Annotated in this window: 20 protein-coding genes; 8 read left to right on the top strand and 12 right to left on the bottom strand. The window is 70.3% G+C overall.

All coding sequences use genetic code 11. The annotated features are described in order from the left end of the window. Position 1: 1 nt before the first annotated feature. Genes ftsL through mraZ form a run of 3 tightly spaced genes read right to left on the bottom strand, consistent with a single transcriptional unit; the run spans position 2 to position 1,988 of the window. The gene (gene ftsL, locus LO763_RS23930; RefSeq protein WP_230789903.1) at positions 2–574 is read right to left on the bottom strand and encodes a cell division protein FtsL; all 573 of its coding nucleotides are present in this window, start codon (positions 572–574) and stop codon (positions 2–4) included. Next, a complete protein-coding gene (gene rsmH / locus LO763_RS23925) occupies positions 571–1,539 on the bottom strand; it encodes a 16S rRNA (cytosine(1402)-N(4))-methyltransferase RsmH (protein WP_230789900.1) in 969 nt (322 codons plus the stop codon). The genes ftsL and rsmH overlap by 4 nt, the downstream gene beginning before the upstream one ends. A 17-nt stretch (positions 1,540–1,556) precedes the next feature. Further along, on the bottom strand, positions 1,557–1,988 hold the full coding sequence (gene mraZ / locus LO763_RS23920) for a division/cell wall cluster transcriptional repressor MraZ (protein ID WP_230789897.1): 432 nt from the start codon (positions 1,986–1,988) through the stop codon (positions 1,557–1,559). Between the two features lie 569 nt (positions 1,989–2,557). Here mraZ and LO763_RS23915 point away from each other — a divergent pair. The 5 genes from LO763_RS23915 to LO763_RS23895 all read left to right on the top strand — a co-directional run bounded on the left by LO763_RS23915 (position 2,558) and on the right by LO763_RS23895 (position 9,003). Further along, positions 2,558–3,802: a Mur ligase family protein gene (locus tag LO763_RS23915; RefSeq protein ID WP_230789894.1), complete on the top strand. Its 1,245-nt coding sequence runs from the start codon at positions 2,558–2,560 to the stop codon at positions 3,800–3,802. A gap of 18 nt (positions 3,803–3,820) precedes the next feature. Further along, on the top strand, positions 3,821–4,543 hold the full coding sequence (locus LO763_RS23910; RefSeq protein ID WP_230789891.1) for a type 1 glutamine amidotransferase: 723 nt from the start codon (positions 3,821–3,823) through the stop codon (positions 4,541–4,543). Between the two features lie 125 nt (positions 4,544–4,668). After that, a complete protein-coding gene (locus LO763_RS23905) occupies positions 4,669–6,576 on the top strand; it encodes a beta-galactosidase (RefSeq protein ID WP_230789888.1) in 1,908 nt (635 codons plus the stop codon). A gap of 68 nt (positions 6,577–6,644) precedes the next feature. After that, the gene (locus tag LO763_RS23900) at positions 6,645–8,243 is read left to right on the top strand and encodes an MDR family MFS transporter (RefSeq protein WP_230789885.1); all 1,599 of its coding nucleotides are present in this window, start codon (positions 6,645–6,647) and stop codon (positions 8,241–8,243) included. Positions 8,244–8,310: 67 nt separating this feature from the next. After that, on the top strand, positions 8,311–9,003 hold the full coding sequence (locus LO763_RS23895; protein ID WP_230789882.1) for an aspartate/glutamate racemase family protein: 693 nt from the start codon (positions 8,311–8,313) through the stop codon (positions 9,001–9,003). Here LO763_RS23895 and LO763_RS23890 read toward each other — a convergent pair whose 3' ends face one another. The 9 genes from LO763_RS23890 to LO763_RS23850 all read right to left on the bottom strand — a co-directional run bounded on the left by LO763_RS23890 (position 9,004) and on the right by LO763_RS23850 (position 16,409). Then, entirely contained in the window at positions 9,004–9,672 is a 669-nt protein-coding gene (locus LO763_RS23890; protein WP_230789879.1) for an acVLRF1 family peptidyl-tRNA hydrolase, read from the bottom strand. 94 nt (positions 9,673–9,766) lie between these two features. Beyond that, positions 9,767–10,105: a metal-sulfur cluster assembly factor gene (locus LO763_RS23885; RefSeq protein WP_230789876.1), complete on the bottom strand. Its 339-nt coding sequence runs from the start codon at positions 10,103–10,105 to the stop codon at positions 9,767–9,769. Next, the gene (sufU, locus tag LO763_RS23880) at positions 10,102–10,554 is read right to left on the bottom strand and encodes a Fe-S cluster assembly sulfur transfer protein SufU (protein ID WP_230789873.1); all 453 of its coding nucleotides are present in this window, start codon (positions 10,552–10,554) and stop codon (positions 10,102–10,104) included. Before sufU ends, LO763_RS23885 begins: the two co-directional genes overlap by 4 nt. Next, the gene (locus LO763_RS23875) at positions 10,554–11,822 is read right to left on the bottom strand and encodes a cysteine desulfurase (RefSeq protein ID WP_230789871.1); all 1,269 of its coding nucleotides are present in this window, start codon (positions 11,820–11,822) and stop codon (positions 10,554–10,556) included. Before LO763_RS23875 ends, sufU begins: the two co-directional genes overlap by 1 nt. Before the next feature lie 20 nt (positions 11,823–11,842). Continuing rightward, positions 11,843–12,604: a Fe-S cluster assembly ATPase SufC gene (sufC, locus tag LO763_RS23870; protein WP_230789868.1), complete on the bottom strand. Its 762-nt coding sequence runs from the start codon at positions 12,602–12,604 to the stop codon at positions 11,843–11,845. Between the two features lie 19 nt (positions 12,605–12,623). Then, a complete protein-coding gene (locus tag LO763_RS23865) occupies positions 12,624–12,974 on the bottom strand; it encodes a non-heme iron oxygenase ferredoxin subunit (protein ID WP_230789865.1) in 351 nt (116 codons plus the stop codon). Further along, on the bottom strand, positions 12,971–14,182 hold the full coding sequence (sufD, locus tag LO763_RS23860; protein WP_230789862.1) for a Fe-S cluster assembly protein SufD: 1,212 nt from the start codon (positions 14,180–14,182) through the stop codon (positions 12,971–12,973). The genes LO763_RS23865 and sufD overlap by 4 nt, the downstream gene beginning before the upstream one ends. Before the next feature lie 34 nt (positions 14,183–14,216). Then, positions 14,217–15,650 (bottom strand): Fe-S cluster assembly protein SufB, encoded by a 1,434-nt coding sequence (gene sufB, locus LO763_RS23855; protein ID WP_230789859.1) that lies wholly within the window; start codon positions 15,648–15,650, stop codon positions 14,217–14,219. A gap of 27 nt (positions 15,651–15,677) precedes the next feature. Continuing rightward, entirely contained in the window at positions 15,678–16,409 is a 732-nt protein-coding gene (locus tag LO763_RS23850; protein WP_230789857.1) for a helix-turn-helix transcriptional regulator, read from the bottom strand. Between the two features lie 162 nt (positions 16,410–16,571). Between LO763_RS23850 and LO763_RS23845 the strand changes: the two genes are divergently transcribed. The 3 genes from LO763_RS23845 to LO763_RS23835 all read left to right on the top strand — a co-directional run. Continuing rightward, positions 16,572–17,549 (top strand): COX15/CtaA family protein, encoded by a 978-nt coding sequence (locus tag LO763_RS23845; RefSeq protein ID WP_230789853.1) that lies wholly within the window; start codon positions 16,572–16,574, stop codon positions 17,547–17,549. Between the two features lie 226 nt (positions 17,550–17,775). After that, complete coding sequence (locus tag LO763_RS23840; RefSeq protein WP_230789850.1) at positions 17,776–18,039, top strand: type II toxin-antitoxin system VapB family antitoxin; 264 nt, start codon at positions 17,776–17,778, stop codon at positions 18,037–18,039. A gap of 4 nt (positions 18,040–18,043) precedes the next feature. Beyond that, on the top strand, positions 18,044–18,421 hold a 378-nt coding region (locus LO763_RS23835), incomplete at its 3' end, for a PIN domain nuclease (RefSeq protein ID WP_230789848.1).

The raw sequence follows: 18,421 nt of genomic DNA, 5'->3' as shown, positions 1-18,421 counted from the left end.
CCTACTCCTTGGTCCAGGGCAGCTCGACGGTCTCGCCGCCGGGCAGGTACAGGTAGGTCACCTTCTCGGGGCGGACCATGCCGTACTCCAGGGCCCGGGCCTCGAGGTTGTTGGGCGAGTTCAGCCTCGTGAGGTCGTCGGCGAGGGTCTGCTCGGCCTGGTCGAGCTCGCCGGCCTGGGTCCGCAGCTCCTGGAGCCGGTAGGCGTCCTGGTTGATGACGGTGTTGAGCAGGAGCAGGCCGACGATGCCGGCGACGACCAGTGCGATCACGCCGCCGACGAACGCCGGGCGGGGCACCTCGACCGGTTCGGGCGCGGGGTTCGCGGCCGGGCGCTCGGCGGTCCTGGTGCGGGGGATGACGACGGTCTCGCGCTGCGGCGCGGCGGGGGCCGGGGCCTCCACAGGGGATTCGACCGGGGCGGGCTGGACCGCGAGGTTCCCGTCGAAGACGGGGGCGTCGGCGGGCTCGCCCACGAGGGACCTGCGGCGCGAGGACGCGGCGCGGGCCCGGCGGCGGGCGGCCTTGATGATCTCCTCGGGGTCGGCTTGAGCACGGCGGTACTGGTCGCTCATGGTGCGCCTCCTGGTCCTGTGGACGGTGCGATGCGTTCCGCGGCGCGGAGCCGGGCGGGCGCCGATCGCGGGTTGCGGTCGAGTTCGTTCTGGGTCGGTTGCTGGGCCTTCTTCGTAAGGAGTCGAAAGGTGGGCTCGGTGCCGGGGAGGTCGACCGGGAGGCCGGCCGGGCTGGAGGAGCTGGCTCGGCGGGCCAGTTCCCGTTTGGTGATGCGGTCTTCGAGCGAGTGGTAGGACATGACCACCACGCGCCCGCCGGGGGCGAGTCGGTCGAGGGCGGCGGGCAGGGCCCGCTCCCAGGTGTCGAGTTCGCCGTTGACCTCGATGCGGAGGGCTTGGAAGGTGCGTTTGGCGGGGTTGCCGCCGGTGCGGCGGGCCGCGGCCGGGATGGCGTCCCGGACGAGGTCGGCGAGGGCGGTGCTGGACGTGATGGGTGCTTTGTCCCTCGCGTTCGCGATGGCCTTGGCGACGCGGGGGGCGAACTTCTCCTCGCCGTACTCGCGCAGGATGCGGACGAGTTCGGGTGTGTCGTAGGTGTTGACGACGGTCTCGGCGGTGAGGTCGTCGTCGGGGTTCATCCGCATGTCCAGGCGCGCGTCCTGGCTGTAGGCGAAGCCGCGGTCGGCTTGGTCGAGCTGCATCGAGGAGACGCCGAGGTCGAACAGGACGGCGTCGGCCTCGTCGAAGCCGTTGTCTCCCAGTACCTCAGGGATCGCGTCGTAAACGGCTCGGGCCGGGATGAATCGCCGGCCGAAGTCGACGAGCCGCTTGGAGGCGAGTTCGAGGGCGTTCGGGTCGCGGTCGACGCCGATGACCGTGAGGCCGGGGTGAGCGGTCAGGAGGGCCTCGGTGTGGCCTCCGGCGCCGAGGGTGGCGTCGACGGCCACCGCGCCGGGGCGGGCCGCGGCGGGTGCGAGGTGGTCGAGCACCTCGTCGAGCATGACGGGGATGTGCGGTGCGAGCATTTCGCTCACCTCCTTCTCTACAGTCCTTCGGGCAGGTCGCCCTCTTCGATGTCGGCGAAGGCCTCTTCGGAGGCCTCCAGGTATTCGTCCCAGGTGGCGGTGTTCCAGATCTCGACGCGGTTCGAGGCGCCGATGACGGCCAGGTCGCGGTCGAGGCCGGCGTATTCGCGCAGGCGGGGCGGGATGGTGACGCGGCCCTGCTTGTCGGGGACCTCGTCGTGGGCTGAGGCGAAGAACACCCGGCTGTAGGCGCGGGCGGTCTTGCTGGACATGGGGGCCTGCTGGAGGGCTTCGGCGATACGCCCGAACTCCGCTTGGGGGAAGACGTAGAGGCACCGCTCCTGGCCCTTGGTGATCACGACTCCCTCCGCCAATCCCTCCCTGAATTTGGCGGGGAGGATGACGCGGCCCTTGTCGTCCAGGCGGGGGTTGTGGGTACCGAGGAACATCGGCGCCACCCCCCGTGACTCTCAGGCTGCGCGGCCTCCCCGACCGCGCCGGCGGGCCACCAGTCCCGCCAGTGCGCCCCACCTTACTCCACTCTCCCCCACCTTTGGGGGTTGTTTCCGCGCGGCTTTCATGGTGAGTGGGGTGTATCGGCTGGTCATCATCTGTGGAGGAGAGTGGAGTGACGGGTGGGCGGCAGGGGGGCTCACAAGTGAGATTCATTCGATGTTCACCGCTTCGGGTGCCAAGGGCGGCAACCGGAACGGCGGCGAGGGCGACGGTCCGGCCACGCAGGGCCACGACGGTCGGCACGGTCCGAGAGCGAACGATCACTGTGGAGTGAGTGCGCGGCGGGCGGCGGGGCGCGGGCGCGGCCCGGGGGGCGGGAGCGGCGGCGGCGCCCGGGGCGCGGGCGGGGCGGCGGGTGCGGGGGCATCGGCGTTCGTCACTGCGGCCGGAGCGGGGCCTGTCGCAGCTCACGGACCGGTGCCACGCATCACCGGTTCCGGGGGCCGTGTGACAAACTCTTCTTCGTAGTCGTCGCGTCCGATCAAGCCGAAAGCGAGTCCGCATGAGCGCGAATCTGACCCCACGCGCGAAGTTCGCCACCACGCTGCTCAGGACCGCGGCCGCGCTCTCGCGGGCGACCGGCCGGGGCGACGGGTCGGTGATCGGCGGGCGCGTCGGGTTGATCGTCGAGCCCCGGCTCCTGGAGCTCCTGGCCGAGGGGCGCCATGTGGTGCTCGTCTCGGGCACCAACGGCAAGACCACGACCACGCGCTTCGCGACGGCCGCACTGGAGGCGATCGGGAAGGTCGCCACGAACTCGTTCGGGGCGAACATGCCCACCGGGCACACGACGGCGCTCGCGAAGGCCCCGAAGGCCGAGTACGCGACCCTGGAGTGCGACGAGCACTACCTGGGGCAGCTGCTGGACGCGGCGAGCCCGAAGGTGGTGGCGCTGCTGAACCTGTCGCGGGACCAGCTCGACCGGGCCATGGAGGTCACGGCGCTGGCCGCGAAGTGGCGCCAGACGCTCCAGGCATCGGCGGGGCAGACCACGATCGTCGCGAACGCGGACGACCCGCTGATCGTGTGGGCGGCCTCGGTGTGCCAGCGCGTGGTGTGGGTCGCGGCGGGCCAGAGCTGGACGGCGGACTCGGCGATCTGCCCGAACTGCGGGGCGCACCTGGACCGGTTCGGGGAGTTCTGGCGCTGCACGAACTGCGGCCTGAACCGCCCGAGCCCGCAGTGGTCGGTGGCGCAGCAGGGCGAGGCCGTGGTGGGTCCCGACGGGCGCCGCTACGAGTTGAACCTCCAGCTGCCGGGGCGCGTGAACCGGGCGAACGCGGCCACGGCGCTGGCGGTGGCGAGCCTGTTCGGGGTGGACCCGGCGCAGGCGGCGCCGCGCCTGTCGGAGGTGGCGTCGGTCGCGGGCCGGTACGCGAAGGTCGAGCGCGAGGGCCGGCAGCTGCGGCTGCTGCTGGCGAAGAACCCGGCGGGCTGGCTGGAGTCGTTCGACATGATCGAGCAGGGCCCGCCGGTGGTCCTGTCGCTGAACGCGCGGGAGGTCGACGGGTTCGACACCTCCTGGATCTACGACGTGGACTTCACGTCCCTGGCGGGCCGGAAGGTGGTCGTCACGGGCGACCGCCGCACCGACCTGGCCGTGCGGCTGGAGGTCGACGGGGTCGACTTCCTGGTCGTGGACGACGTCAGGGCCGCGATCGCGGCGGTGCCGCCGGGCCCGGTGGAGGTCGTGGCGAACTACACGGCGTTCCAGGACATCCGCGCCGAATTCAACCGGGTCAACTGAGAGAGCGAGTCTCCCATCGTGGCACTGAGCACCCTGCGCATCGTCTGGCTCTACCCCGACCTGCTGTCGACGTACGGGGACCGGGGGAACCTCCTGGTCCTGGCCCACCGGGCCCGCATCCGCGGGATCGACGTCGAGCCGATGCAGGTCCGCAGCGACCAGCACGTCCCGCACACCGCGGACATGTACCTCATCGGCGGCGGCGAGGACGGCCCGCAGGCCGTCGCGGCCGAGCGGCTGCTCCAGGACGGAGCGCTGGGGCGCGCGGCCGAGGCCGGGAAGCCGATCCTGGCGATCTGCGCCGGGTACCAGCTGCTCGGTTCGTCGTTCTACGCGAACGGGCGGGCGTACGAGGGGTTGAACATCCTGGACCTGCGCTCGGACCGGGGCCCGTCGCGGGCCGTGGGCGAGATCGCCGGGGAGTCGGCGCCGCAGCTGGGGATCGGCCCGATCACCGGGTTCGAGAACCACGGCGGCCGCACGCACCTGGGCGAGGCGGTGCAGCCGCTGGCGCGGGTGTCCTCGGGGGTGGGGAACGACGGCGCGACCGAGGGGGCGTGGGCCGGGCACGTCATCGGGACGTACATGCACGGTCCGGCGCTGGCGCGGAACCCGAAGCTGGCGGACCTGCTGCTGGCGTGGGCGGTCGGGGTGCACCCGGCGCAGCTGCCGCCGGTGGACGACACGTGGCCCGAGCGGCTGCGCCACGAGCGGTTCACCGCGCTGAGCGCGGCCCAGTAGATCCGAGTCCGATTCGCACGCATTAGGCTGGCCGAACCACCCGAGAACAGTTAGTTTTGTCAGGCAACTAACTGTTCCCCCACCGCGCCGCCGCGCGCTGTGAACGTGCACCTCGGAGGACCCCCATGGACTGGCCCAAAGGCGTCGACGGCTTGAGCTACGGCGGTGACTACAACCCCGAGCAGTGGCCCGAGGAGGTCTGGGACGACGACGTCATGCTCATGCGCGAGGCGGGCGTCAACCTCGTCAACGTCGGCGTGTTCGCCTGGTCGCGGCTGGAGCCGCGCGAGGGCGAGTACGACTTCGGCTGGCTCGACCGGGTCATGGACAAGCTCCACGCCGGGGGCATCGGCGTCGGCCTCGCCACCCCGACCGCCTCGCCGCCGCCGTGGTTCGGCATCGCCTACCCGGACGCGCTGAACACCCGCCCCGACGGGGTGCGACAGGTGCACGGCTCGCGCGACACCTACGACGTCTGCGCGCCCGCCTACCGGGAGGCCTCGCGGCGCATCGCGGGAGCGCTCGCCGAGCGGTACGCCGGGCACCCGGCGCTGGCGATGTGGCACGTCCACAACGAGTACGGCTCGGCGACCTACTCGCCGCACGCCGAGCGGGCCTTCCGGACCTGGCTCCAGGAGAAGTACGGGAGCCTCGACGCGCTCAACGAGGCGTGGTGGGGCTCGTTCTGGAGCCAGCACTACGGCGAGTGGGAGCAGGTCCTCGCGCCCCGCGCGACCCAGTACCTGCCCAACCCCGCGCACGAGCTCGACTACAAGCGCTTCACCTCGGACGCGATGCTGGAGCACTACAGGGAGCAGCGCGAGATCCTCCGCGAGGCGAACCCCGAGGTCCCGATCACCACGAACTTCGTGTTCGGCCAGTGGGTCCCGGTCGACCCCTGGAAGTGGGCGGGCGAGGTGGACCTGGTCGCGTTCGACTCCTACCCGTCGGCGCCCGACGAGCGCGCCGAGCAGCAGAGCGCCCTCCACGCCGACCTCTCCCGCTCGTGGGCGGGCGGCGGCGACTGGCTCCTGATGGAGCAGGCCGCCGCGACGGTCCACTCCAAGGACGGCGCCATCGCCAAGGCCCCGGGGCGGATGGCCCGCCACTCGATGATCCACATCAGCCGCGGCTCCAAGGGCGCCATGTTCTTCCAGTGGCGGGCCGGGCGCGGCGGCGCCGAGCAGTGGCACTCCGCGCTGGTCCCCCACGCGGGCAAGCACACCCGCATGTTCCGCGAGGTCGTCGAGTTCGGCGGCGCCCTGCCGGGCATCGCGCACGCCGCCGGGTCGCCCGTCGAGGCCGAGGTCGCGATCCTGTGGAGCCCCGAGTCGTGGTGGGCCACCGCCGGCGCGCACCTGCCCGGCCCGGTCGACTACCTGGAGAACGTCGCCCAGATCCACCGGGTGCTGCGCGACCGCGGCGTGGTCGTCGACTTCGCCGCCCCCGAGGGCGACCTGTCGAAGTACTCGACGGTGATCGCCCCGACCACGTACATGCTGAGCGGGGCCGCCGCCGAGAACCTGCGCTGGTTCACCGCCGGCGGCGGGCGCCTCGTGGCCTCCTACCTCACCGGGGCCGTCGACGAGCACTGCCAGGTGTGGCTCGACGGGTACCTCGGCGGGCTCACCGACCTGTTCGGCATCCGCGTCACCGAGCACCTGCCCCAGCCGGGCGGCGAGCTGCGGGCGCTGTGGAACTTCGGGGCCGCCGAGCGGTTCTGCGAACTGGTCGAGCTGCGCGGGGCCCAGTGCGTCACCCAGTACGCCACCGGGGACGTGATCGAGAACCAGCCCGCCGTCACCGTCAACCCCTTCGGCGAGGGCGAGGCCTGGTACGTCTCGTGCAAGCTCGTCGACGAGGCCTGGGACCGGCTGTTCGAGGAGCTCCAGCTGGCCGGCCCCGGCTGCGCGGGCGTCGACGTGGTCGACCGCGGCGAATGGCGGTTCATCGTCAACCACACCGAGCGGGAGGCGCAGGTCGGGCAGGTCGTCGTCCCGGCCGGGGCGTGGACGGTCGACAAGAGGCCCTAGGCGGCGGGCGGGGCCCTTAAGCGCCGTTTCGGCCCGCCTGCGCGCAGGCGGGCCATACGCTCGGCGGTATGAGCGAACGGACCGGCGCCGCGGACATGAGCCGCAGGGAGCTCTACACGCTCTTCGGCGCGCTCATGCTCACGATGCTCCTGGCCTCGCTCGACCAGACCATCGTCGGCACCGCCCTGCCCACGATCGTCGGCGACCTCGACGGCATGGGCGACTACACGTGGGTCGTCACCGCCTACCTCATCGCCACGACCGCCTCGACGCCGCTGTACGGGAAGCTCTCCGACCTCTACGGCAGGCGGCCGGTCATCCTCACCGCCATCGTCATCTTCCTGGTGGCCTCCGCGCTCGCCGGGCTCTCGCAGAACATGCTCCAGCTCATCCTCTTCCGCGGGCTCCAGGGCCTGGGCGGCGGCGGCCTCATCTCGCTGGCGTTCACCGTCGTCTCCGACGTCGTCTCACCGCGCGAAAGAGGCAAGTACCAGGGGTTCTTCGGCGCGGTCTTCGGGATCTCGTCGGTGGCCGGGCCGGTCCTCGGCGGCTGGCTCGCCGAGGTGGACTGGCGGTGGATCTTCTACATCAACCTGCCGCTGGGCTTCGCGGCCATGATCGCGGTCGACCAGATCCTGCGCCGCCACCACTTCCCGACCAGGCGGCGCAGGATCGACTACCTGGGCGCGGCCTGCCTCGTCCCCGCCGTCGTGTGCCTGCTGCTGGCCGTCACCTGGGGCGGCAACGACTACGCGTGGGACTCGGGCGTGATCATCGGGCTGTTCGCTGCGGCCGCGGTCCTGACCGCCGCGTTCCTGGCCGTGGAGACGCGGGCCGAGGAGCCGATCCTGCCGCTGCGCATGTTCCGGCAGGGCACCTTCGCGCTCGCCGCCGTCATCGCCCTCGTCTTCGGCGTCGGCATGTTCTCGGGGATCGTCTACATCCCGCTGTTCTTCCAGATGGTGCGCGGCTACTCCCCCACCGCGTCGGGCCTGCTCATGATCCCGATGATGGCCGGGATGGTGCTCACCTCGGTGTCCTCGGGCTTCGTGATCTCCCGGATCGGGCGCTACAAGTGGTTCCTCGTCGCCGGATCGGTCGTGATCACCGCCGGGCTGGCCCTGTTCACGCAGCTGCGCGTCGACACGCCGCTGTGGCTCAGCGGGATCTACCTGCTCGTGCTCGGCGTCGGCATGGGCATGTTCATGCAGCCGCTCGTACTGGCGATGCAGAACATCGTGAAGGTCGAGGACCTCGGCGCGGGCACGAGCACCAACAACTTCGCCCGGTCCCTCGGCGGCGCGATCGGCACCGCCGTGCTCGGCGCGGTCATGACCACCAGGCTGAACGGCGAGCTCGCCGCGAACCTGCCCGGCGCGGTCGCGCAGCTCTCGCCCGAGCAGGCCGCGGGCTTCGGCGAGACCGACCTCTCGGCGGTCATGGAGTCGCCCACCGTGGTGGCGCACCTGCCCGAACCGGTCAGGCTCGTGGTCCAGCAGGCCTTCACCGACGGCCTCGACCTCGTGTTCCTCGTGGCCGCGTCGATCGCGGCCGTCACCATCGCGCTGGCCCTGTTCATGCCGAACCTGACGCTGCGCGGGACCCAGCGCCCGGTCGAGGACCCCGACGCGAAGGCCTGCGAGGTCCGGGCCGAGACCTCCCCGTGAGGCGGCGGACGGGAGTGGCGGGGCGAATGTCGTTGTGCGCGTGCGCGGTACGGGGCACAATGGTCCGATGCGCACCATAGGGTTGATCGGCGGCATGTCCTGGGAGTCCTCGGCCGAGTACTACCGGCTCGTCAACGAGCACGTCCGGGCCCGGCTCGGCGGGCAGCACAACGCCGCGAGCGTCATGGTCACCGTGGACTTCGCCGAGATCGAGGCGATGCAGCGGGCGGGCGACTGGGACGCGGCCGGGAAGCGCCTGGCCGAGGCCGCCGTCGCGCTGGAAGGCGCCGGGGCCGACATGATCGGATTGTGCACCAACACGATGCACCTGGTGGCCGACCGGATCGAGGCGGCCGTGTCGGTGCCGTTCGTGCACCTGGTGGACGCGACGGCCGAGCGGATCCTCGCCACCGGGCTGCGGCGCGTGGGCCTGCTCGCCACGCGGTTCACCATGGAGATGGCCTTCTACACCGAGCGGATGGCGCGGCACGGCGTGGAGGTGCTGGTGCCGCCGCGGATCGACCGGGACTTCGTGCACGAGGTCATCTACCGGGAGCTGACGCTGGGCGTCGCCGAGGAGTCCTCGCGCGAGGGGTACCAGCGGGTCATGAACGACCTGGCCGAACGCGGCTGCGAGGGGATCGTCTACGGCTGCACGGAGATCACGCTGCTGGTGGACGAGACGGACAGCCCGGTGCCGGTGTTCGACTCGACGCGGCTGCACGCCGAGCGGCTCGTGGACCTGGCGCTGGAGGGCTAGTCAGTCGGTCAGGCGGATCTGGAAGCCGATGGCGCGGTAGGCCGTCTCGGTCAGGAGCGCCGCCTTCGGCTCGGCGATGTCGCCGAAGTGGACGGCCGGTCGCAGCTCGGCGAGGCGCGGGTCCTCCAGGACGCCCTCGACCGGGCCGCCGGTGGCCAGGGCGTCGAACGCGGCGCCGCCGAGGACCGCGAAGGCCGCGTCCCGGGCGCGCTTCTCGGCGGCCTTGGCCTGGCCGTCGCGGCGGCGCGCGAAGCGCTGCTGCGACTGGCCGCCCGCTTTCGTCTTGCCTTGGACGTAGGCGGTGTCGGTCTTGGAGGCGAGGATCCGGCCGTCCTCGACGACGCCGACCGAGTAGGCGCCCTTGCGGACCAGGAGGACGGCGATGCGGCGGGGTTCGAGGGCGTAGTCCCGGAGGCGTTCGGCGGCCTTGACGGGGTCGTCGTCGAGGAGCCACGCCGACGGCAGGCCGCCGGCCAGTGTCCAGGTGACACCGGCCGACGGCCCGTCGTTCGATTCGACGGTCCAGGCGTCGCCCTCGGCGTGGTGGCCGGCGATGCCCCCGTTGCGGGCCGCGAAGTTCGCGACCCACTTGGGCAGCCGCTCGGGCTCGACCTCGACGATCCGGCCGCCGCCTGCGGCGGGACGGCCCTTAGACGTCGCTGCGCTCACCGTTCGAGTCCGACTTCGTCAGACGTTGCTGCACTCACCGTTCGAGTCCGACTTCGTCAGACGTTACTGCACTCACCGTTCAAGTCCGACTTCGTCAGACGTTGAACCCGAGCGCCCGCAGCTGGTCGCGGCCGTCGTCGGTGATCTTGTCGGGGCCCCACGGCGGGATCCACACCCAGTTGATCTTCAGGTCGGCGGCGAGGCCGCCCTCCGGGCCCGAGCACAGGGCCGAGCGGGACTGGTCCTCGATGACGTCCGTCAGCGGGCAGGCCGCCGAGGTCAGGGTCATGTCGAGGGTGACCACGTTCTGCTCGTCGACGTGGACGCCGTAGATCAGGCCCAGGTCGACCACGTTGATGCCCAGCTCGGGGTCGACCACGTCCTTCATGGCCTCGAGGACGTCGTCCTCCTTCGCCTTCACCGTGTCGGTCATGCTTCGGTCCTTCCTGGGGTCGAGGCGCGGACCAGGGCGTCCTTGAACGCCATCCAGCCCAGCAGCGCGCACTTGACGCGCATCGGGTACTTCGAGACGCCCGCGAACGCGACCGCGTCCTCCAGGGTCTCCTCGTCGCCCTCGGCCTGGCCCTTGGAGTTCATCAACTCGGTGAACTCGGCCAGGCGGGCCAGGGCGTCGTCCACCGTGGAGCCGTTGACCAGCTCGTACAGCACGGACGCGGAGGCCTTGGAGATCGAGCAGCCGACGTTCTCGTAGGAGACGTCGGCGACCTTGTCGCCCTCCACGTGGACCCGGAGGGTGATCTCGTCGCCGCAGGTCGGGTTGACCTGGTGGGACTCGCCCTCGAAGGGCTCGCGCAGGCCGGCGCCGCGCGGGTGCTTGTAGTGGTCCAGGATCACTTCCTGGTACAGCTCGTCGAGATTCATCAGCCGAACACCTTTCGCACCTGGCCCAACGCCTCCACGAGCCGGTCTATTTCCTCGCGGGTGTTGTAGACGTACCCGGAGGCGCGCGTGGTGGCGTTGACGCCGAAGCGGTCGCAGACGGGCTTGGCGCAGTGGTGGCCGACGCGGACGGCGATGCCCTCCGCGTCGAGGACCTGGCCGACGTCGTGCGGGTGGACCCCTTCGAAGGTGAAGGAGACCGTGGCGCTGCGCCCGATCGGCACGCGGGGGCCGACGACCTCGAGGCCGTCGACGGTCTCCAGCTGCTCGAGCATGTACCCGGCCAGCTCCTTCTCGTGGTTGCGCACGTTCTCCATGCCGAGCTTGTCGAGGTAGTCGACGGCGGCCGCGAGGCCCACGGCCTCGGCGATCGGCGGCGTCCCGGCCTCGAACTTGGCCGGTGCCGGGGCGAAGACCGTCTTCTCCATGGTGACGGTCTTGATCATCGAGCCGCCCGTGAGGAACGGGGGCATCGCGTCGAGCAGGTCCGCCTTCGCCCACAGGACGCCGATGCCGGTGGGCCCCAGCATCTTGTGGCCGGTGAAGGCGATGAAGTCGACGCCGAGCTCGGTCACGTCCACCGGGATGTGCGGCACGGACTGGGAGGCGTCGAGGCCGACCAGGGCGCCGACCTCGCGGGCGCGGGCGGTGATCTGCGAGGTCGGGTTCACGGTGCCGAGCAGGTTGGACACGGCGGTGAACGAGACGACCTTGCAGCGCTCGGTGATGACCTCGGGAACGCATCCGAGGTCGAGGCGGCCGTGGTCGGTGACGCCGATCCACTTCAGGGTCGCGCCCGTGCGCAGCGCGAGCTGCTGCCACGGGATGAGGTTGGCGTGGTGCTCCATCTCGGTCACGACGATCTCGTCGCCGGGGCCGAGCTTGAAGCGCGGGTCGGCGGACGGGTCGAACGCGGCGTTCTGGAACGCGTAGGCCAGCAGGTTGATCGCCTCGGTGGAGTTCTTGGTGAACACCACCTCGTCGGGGCTCGGGGCGCCGATGAAGGCCGCGACCTTGGCACGGGCGCCCTCGTAGGCCTCGGTGGCCTCGGAACCGAGCGTGTGGACCGAGCGCGAGATGTTCGCGTTCGAGTGGTCGGTGAAGCGGCGCATCGCCTCGACGACCTGGACGGGCTTCTGCGAAGTGGCGGCCGAGTCGAGGTAGGCCAGCGGCTTGTCCCCGATCATGCGGCGCAGGATCGGGAAGTCGGCGCGGATGGACTCGACGTCGAGCTTGCTTGCAGCCTCCACGGGCTCCTTCTTCCTGTTGGCTAGGCGGCCTTGGTGCCCACGTAGGACTCGTAGCCCTCGGCTTCGAGCTTGTCGGCGAGCTCGGGGCCGCCCTCCTCGGCGATGCGGCCGTCGACGAAGACGTGGACGAAGTCGGGCTTCACGTACCGCAGGATGCGCGTGTAGTGGGTGATGAGCAGGACGCCGGACTCGCTGGTGGCCTTGGCGTGGTTGATGCCCTCGGAGACGACGCGGAGGGCGTCGACGTCGAGGCCGGAGTCGGTCTCGTCGAGGATGGCGAACTTGGGCTTGAGCAGCTCCATCTGGAGGATCTCGTGGCGCTTCTTCTCGCCGCCGGAGAAGCCCTCGTTGACGTTGCGGTTGACGAACGCCTCGTCCATCTTCAGGTCGGCCATGGCGCCCTTGAGGTCCTTCATCCAGGTGCGGATCTTGGGGGCCTCGCCGTCGACGGCGGTCTTGGCGGTGCGCAGGAAGTTGGAGACGCTGACGCCGGGGACCTCGACCGGGTACTGCATGGCGAGGAACAGGCCTGCGCGGGCGCGCTCGTCGACGGTCATCTCGAGGACGTCCTCGCCGTCGAGGAGGACCGTGCCGCCGGTGATCTCGTACTTCGGGTGCCCGGCCAGCGAGTAGGCGAGGGTCGACTTGCCGGAGCCGTTGGGGCCCATGATGGCGTGGGTCTCGCCGGAGTTGATGGTCAGGTCGACGCCGTGCAGGATCGGCTTGGCGCCCTCTTCGGTGTTGACCGAGACGTGCAGGTCGCGGATCTCGAGCTTGCTCATGACTGTTTCCTTCGGGCGTTCAGGCGTTTTCGGTGGTCTTGGGTTTCAGGCTGAGGTAGACGTCGCCCTCGCGCAGCTCGACCGGGTAGGTCGGGACCGCGACGGTGGCGGGCGGGCCGGACGGCTTGCCGGTGCGCAGGTCGAAGCTCGACCCGTGCAGCCAGCACTCGATCGAGCAGTCCTCGACGTCGCCCTCGGAGAGCGCCACGGCGGCGTGGGAGCACTCGTCGTAGAGGGCGAACACCTCGTCGCCGCGGCGCACGAGCACGATCGACGTGCCGTGGATGTCGGCCGCGACGGGCTCGGCCTCCGGCAGGTCGTCGAGCGCGCAGACGCGCAGGAAGTCGGCGTCGGTCGCGGTTTCACTCATGCTGTGGCACCCGCCTCGGCAGGGGCGACGAAGGCCCCCGAGTCGAGGCGGGCGACGACGAGCTCGGTGAGCTCCTCGCGCAGGCCCTCGTCGGGGAGCTTCTGGAGGACCTCGTTGAAGAAGCCCTTGACGACCAGGCGGCGGGCCTCCGGTTCGGGGATGCCCCGCGACTGGAGGTAGAACAGGTGCTCCTCGTCGAAGCGGCCGGTCGCCGAGGCGTGGCCGGCGCCGGCGATCTCGCCGGTCTCGATCTCCAGGTTGGGGACCGAGTCGGCGCGGGCGCCGTCGGAGAGGACGAGGTTGCGGTTGATCTCGTACGTGTCGGTGCCGGTGGCCACGTCCTGGATGAGGACGTCGCCGACCCAGACGGTGTGCGCGGTCGCGCCCTGGAGGGCGCCGCGGTAGTTCACGTTGGAGCGGCAGTCGGGGACGGAGTGGTCCACGAGCTGGCGCTGCTCCAGGTGCTGCCCGGCGTCGGCGAAGTAGAGGCCGTAGGCGTCCACGGAGCCGCCGCGGCCGGCGTAGTCGATCGACAGGTACTGGCGGACCAGGTCGCCGCCGAGCGTGACGGCGATGTGGTCGAGCCTGGCGTCGGTGCCGAGGCGGGCCTTCTGGTGCTCCACGTGCGTGGACTCGCGGTCCCATTCGGCGACGACGACCAGGCGCAGGTGCGCGCCGTCGCCGACCGAGATCTCGACGTTGTCGCCGAGGCGGGCCTGGCCGGTGTGGCGCACGATCAGGGTGACGTCGGCGTGGCGGCCGACGTCGATGAACGTGTGGGCCCAGGTGGCGCCGTCGAGGCCGCCGCCGGTGACGTCGATCCAGACCGGTTCGGACACCTGCACCTCGGGGGCGACGGCGACGAGGAGGGCCTTCTCGCTCTTGGCCCAGGCGACGGCGCTGGGCCGGTCGAAGGGCGTGAGGATGGAGCCCAGGCGCTCGTCGTCCTTGCCGACGGCCTCGGCGGTGACCCCCTCGGGCAGGCTGCGGATCGCGTACTCGGCGGCGCGGGCCGCCGGGGCGGTCTCGTCCGAGTCGAGTCCGGCGAGGCGCTTGATCGGCGTGAAGCGCCAGTCCTCCTCGCGGCCGGTGAGGGCCGGGAAGTCGGCGGGCTCGAACGAGCGCAGCAGCTGCGACTTGGTCTTGGGGGGCACCTCGCCCTTGCCGTGGGTGTGCGGCTTCGGCGAAGTCGCCAATTCGATGCTCATGAAGTCTCTGGTTCCTAGTCCTGGTCCCGGTCGCTTACCCGACCGCGCCTTCCATTTGCAGCTCGATGAGTCGGTTGAGCTCCAGGGCGTACTCCATCGGGAGCTCCTTGGCGATGGGCTCGATGAAGCCGCGCACGATCATGGCCGCCGCCTCGTCCTCGGTGAGGCCCCGGCTCATGAGGTAGAACATCTGGTCCTCGCCGATCTTGGAGACCGTGGCCTCGTGGCCCATGTCGACGTCGTCCTCGCGGATGTCGACGTACGGGTACGTGTCGGAGCGCGAGACGGTGTCGACCAGGAGCGCGTCGCACTTGACGGTGGACTTGGAGTGGTGCGAGCCCTCGTCGACCTTGACCAGGCCGCGGTAGGAGGTGCGGCCGCCGCCCCGGGAGATCGACTTGGAGACGATCGTCGAGGAGGTGTGCGGCGCGGCGTGGGTCATCTTCGCGCCGGTGTCCTGGTGCTGGCCCTCGCCGGCCATGGCGACCGACAGGACCTCGCCCTTGGCGTGCTCGCCGACCATGACCACGGCCGGGTACTTCATGGTGACCTTGGAGCCGAGGTTGCCGTCGACCCACTCCATGGTGGCGCCCTGCTCGGCGATGGCGCGCTTGGTGACCAGGTTGTAGACGTTGGACGACCAGTTCTGGATGGTCGTGTAGCGGACGCGGGCGTCCTTCTTGACGATGATCTCCACGACCGCGGAGTGGAGCGAGTCCGAGGAGTACACGGGGGCGGTGCAGCCCTCGATGTAGTGCACGAACGAGCCCTCGTCGGCGATGATGAGCGTGCGCTCGAACTGGCCCATGTTCTCGGTGTTGATCCGGAAGTAGGCCTGGAGCGGGATCTCGACGTGGACGCCCTTGGGGACGTAGATGAACGAGCCGCCGGACCACACGGAGGTGTTGAGCGCGGCGAACTTGTTGTCGCCGACGGGGATCACCGAGCCGAAGTACTCCTTGAAGAGCTCGGGGTGCTCCTTGAGGCCGGTGTCGGTGTCCATGAAGACCACGCCCTGCTCCTCCAGGTCCTCGCGGATGGAGTGGTAGAGGACGGTGGACTCGTACTGGGCGGCGACGCCGGAGACGAGCTGCTGCCGCTCGGCCTCGGGGATGCCCAGCTTGTCGTAGGTCTTCTTGATGTCCTCGGGGAGGTCCTCCCAGGACTCGGCCTGCTTCTCGGAGGCCTCGACGTAGTACTTGATGTTGTCGAAGTCGATGCCCGTCAGGTCCGCGCCCCAGTTGGGCATGGGCTTGCGGCCGAAGAGCTTGAGGCCCTTGAGGCGCAGGTCGAGCATCCACTCGGGTTCGCCCTTGCGCGCGGAGATGCCGCGGACGACCGCCTCGGTCAGGCCGCGCTGGGCGTTCGCGCCGGCGATGTCCGGGTCGGCCCAGCCGTACTCGTACCGCTCCAGGGAGGCGAGCGCCTCCTCCTGGCTCAGCGGCTCGGTCTTCTGCGTGTCGGTCATCTCAAGTCTCACCTTTGACCTGTCGGGTTATCGGTCCGCGCGTTCGGGGTCGGGCAGCGGCACCGGTCCGCTTCCCCCGTCGGCGCCCGCGGCGCTGCGGCCGCGCTTCGTGCCGGGCACGTGGGTGGTGCACACCCCGTCCCCGTTGGCGATCGTGGCCAGCCGCTGGACGTGGACGCCCAGCAGGCGGCTGATCACCCGCGTCTCCGCCTCGCACAGCTGCGGGAACTCCGCGGCCACGCCCGCCACCGGGCAGTGGTGCTGGCAGATCTGCCCGCCGGAGGCGATGACCGACGCCGTGGCGGCGTAGCCCTCGCTCGACATGGCGGTGGCCAGCGCCTGGGCGCGGGCCATCGGCTCGTCCGAGTCGACCGCGTCGAGGGCGGCCCGGCAGCGGGCCTCCAGGCGCGCGACCTGCTCGGCGGCGAAGCCGCCGACGGCGTCCTCGCCTTCGAAGCGGCGGATCCAGCGCAGCGCCTCCATCGCGAGGTCGTCGTAGGTGTGGCCGAAGGTGGTGCGGGCGGCGGGCGTGAGCTGGTAGCTCCTGGCGGGCCGTCCGCGGCCGGCGGTCTTGACCACGCGGGTCTCGACCTGGCCTTCGGCCTCCATCGCGTCGAGATGGCGGCGGGTGGCGGTGGCGGTGATGCCGAGGTCCTGCGCGAGGTCGGCGGCCGTGGCGTGGCCGCGTTCGAGCAGCAGCCGCGTCACCCGGCGGCGGGTGTCCCCGTCCGTCGAGTGGCTGGTCGCCCTCGTCACCATTTCCACAAGATAAATGTTACTTAATTCGTTCCGAGCCGTCGAGACGCCTCGCGGTGAGACAGGGCACGCAGGTTTGCCTAACCTCACACGCCGCACAAGGCGCGGCCCACACCTGGCCACCCGGGGAAGAGCGTTGCGAGCGCTCAGGGATAAGTTCGCCGGGTGAAGCTCTTGCAGCGGTGGTTCGCCCAGCCGAAGGCGATTCGACGGTGGGCGTTCGCCAGCATCGTCGCGAACGTCGGCATCATCGTGACCGGTGGCGCGGTGCGCCTGACCGAGTCCGGCCTGGGCTGCCCCGAATGGCCCAAGTGCACCGAGGACTCCCTGGTCACGACCCCCGAGATGGGGATATACGGGGTGATCGAGTTCGGGAACCGGGTCCTGACGTTCGCGCTCGTGGCGATCGCGCTGGGCGCGCTGGTCGCGGCGTGGCTGCGCGTCCCGCGGCGCAGGTCGCTGGTGAGGCTCGCGGTGCTCGGGATGCTGTACGTGCCCGTGCAGGCGGTCATCGGCGGGATCACGGTGTGGACGAACCTGAACCCGTGGGTGGTGGGGCTGCACTTCCTGGCCTCGATCCCGCTGGTCGCGCTGTCGGTGGCGCTGTACGTGCGCGCGGGCGAGGCGGACGGGGCCGTGGTGCCGCTGGTGCCGCGCGCGGTGGCGCTGCTGAGCCGGTGGCTGGTGGCCGTGGGGGGCGCGGTGATCGTGCTCGGCGTGATCGTGACCGGCTCGGGCCCGCACGCGGGCGACGCGGACACGCCGCGCAACGGCCTGGACCCGGCGCTGATGTCGCAGCTGCACGCGGACCTGGTGTGGCTGCTGCTGGGGATGACGATCGCGCTGATCGCGGCGCTGCACGCGGTGAAGGCTCCCGCGAGGGCGAAGCGGACGGCGTACGTGCTGCTGGCGGTGGAGCTGGCGCAGGGGGTCGTCGGGTACGTGCAGTACTACCTGGACCTGCCGGTGCTGCTGGTGGGGCTGCACATGCTGGGCGCCGGGGTGCTGGTGGTCGCGGTGATGGCGGTGCCGTTCAGCCTGCGGCGGCGCGAGCCGCTGGTCGAGGGCGTGCAGGTGCTGCACTACGAGATCCACGGCGAGCGCGAGGGCGACCGGATCGTGGAGAAGGAGCCGGTCGCCTGATCCGAGGCTGCGGCAAGTGCCGCGGCCTCCTCGACCACCATGCGCCGCAAGTGCTCTTCAAGGCTCATCCGCTCCGCTGCGGCTCCAGCGCAGCTTCTTGTACACCGCTTCGGGTATTTCCGGAATCTCGACCGCGCCCATGGGCCGATCGCAAGGGTCGCGACCAGCGCCTCTGCTCAGGTATCATGATGATATCCACCATCTATGGATATTACAGGGAGAACAAATGTCGCTTACGCAGGTCGACATCGACGACGAAACACTGGCCGAAGCCATGAACCTGATGGGCACCAAGACGAAGAAGGAGACCGTCAACCGAGCTCTCGAAGAGTACGTGTTGCGCCTCAAGCGAATCAAGGCATCTGAGGAGCTGGCAGAGATGGGCGCAAGAGGCGATTTCGACACCGCGGAACAAGCGCACTGGGCTGCGAAGAAGGCGTGGAAGGCCGCATTCGAAGAACCCGAGCCGGGAATCGAGCAGACTGCCTGACCAGATGAGCTACCTGATCGACAGTTCCGCCTACTGGTTCCTCTACAAGCACCCTGAGGTGTTCGAACGCTGGGAGAACGTAATCCACTCGGGCCAAATGCGGTCGTGTGAGCCGACCAGGATCGAGCTGCTCTACTCCGCGAAGAGCCCGCGCGAACGCGATCTTCTATCCGAACGGCTGGACCTGCTGTTCCCGCTGAGCCCGGTTCCGAAAAAGGCGTGGGCGTGGTCCGAGACAGCGCAATATACATTGACGCAGCTGGGTCAACATCGCAGTGCAGGCGTGGTCGATCTGCTCGTCTGCGCGACAGCGGTCCACCACGGCTCGATAGTGCTCCATGTCGACAACGACTTCCGAACAGTCTCCTCCGTTCTCCCTGAG

This window comes from Glycomyces amatae (assembly GCF_020991375.1).
GTDB classification, from domain to species: Bacteria; Actinomycetota; Actinomycetes; order Mycobacteriales; family Micromonosporaceae; genus Glycomyces; species Glycomyces amatae.
Note: the sequence above shows the minus strand (reverse complement) of the source record. Positions and strands in the feature narration are given on the sequence as shown.

Coding starts and splice junctions, on each gene's coding strand:
- ftsL (WP_230789903.1), bottom strand. CDS start 574: ATGAGCGACCAGTACCGCCGTGCTCAAGCCGACCCCGAGGAGATCATC.
- rsmH (WP_230789900.1), bottom strand. CDS start 1,539: ATGCTCGCACCGCACATCCCCGTCATGCTCGACGAGGTGCTCGACCAC.
- mraZ (WP_230789897.1), bottom strand. CDS start 1,988: ATGTTCCTCGGTACCCACAACCCCCGCCTGGACGACAAGGGCCGCGTC.
- LO763_RS23915 (WP_230789894.1), top strand. CDS start 2,558: ATGAGCGCGAATCTGACCCCACGCGCGAAGTTCGCCACCACGCTGCTC.
- LO763_RS23905 (WP_230789888.1), top strand. CDS start 4,669: ATGGACTGGCCCAAAGGCGTCGACGGCTTGAGCTACGGCGGTGACTAC.
- LO763_RS23900 (WP_230789885.1), top strand. CDS start 6,645: ATGAGCGAACGGACCGGCGCCGCGGACATGAGCCGCAGGGAGCTCTAC.
- LO763_RS23895 (WP_230789882.1), top strand. CDS start 8,311: ATGCGCACCATAGGGTTGATCGGCGGCATGTCCTGGGAGTCCTCGGCC.
- LO763_RS23885 (WP_230789876.1), bottom strand. CDS start 10,105: ATGACCGACACGGTGAAGGCGAAGGAGGACGACGTCCTCGAGGCCATG.
- sufU (WP_230789873.1), bottom strand. CDS start 10,554: ATGAATCTCGACGAGCTGTACCAGGAAGTGATCCTGGACCACTACAAG.
- sufC (WP_230789868.1), bottom strand. CDS start 12,604: ATGAGCAAGCTCGAGATCCGCGACCTGCACGTCTCGGTCAACACCGAA.
- LO763_RS23865 (WP_230789865.1), bottom strand. CDS start 12,974: ATGAGTGAAACCGCGACCGACGCCGACTTCCTGCGCGTCTGCGCGCTC.
- sufD (WP_230789862.1), bottom strand. CDS start 14,182: ATGAGCATCGAATTGGCGACTTCGCCGAAGCCGCACACCCACGGCAAG.
- sufB (WP_230789859.1), bottom strand. CDS start 15,650: ATGACCGACACGCAGAAGACCGAGCCGCTGAGCCAGGAGGAGGCGCTC.
- LO763_RS23850 (WP_230789857.1), bottom strand. CDS start 16,409: ATGGTGACGAGGGCGACCAGCCACTCGACGGACGGGGACACCCGCCGC.
- LO763_RS23840 (WP_230789850.1), top strand. CDS start 17,776: ATGTCGCTTACGCAGGTCGACATCGACGACGAAACACTGGCCGAAGCC.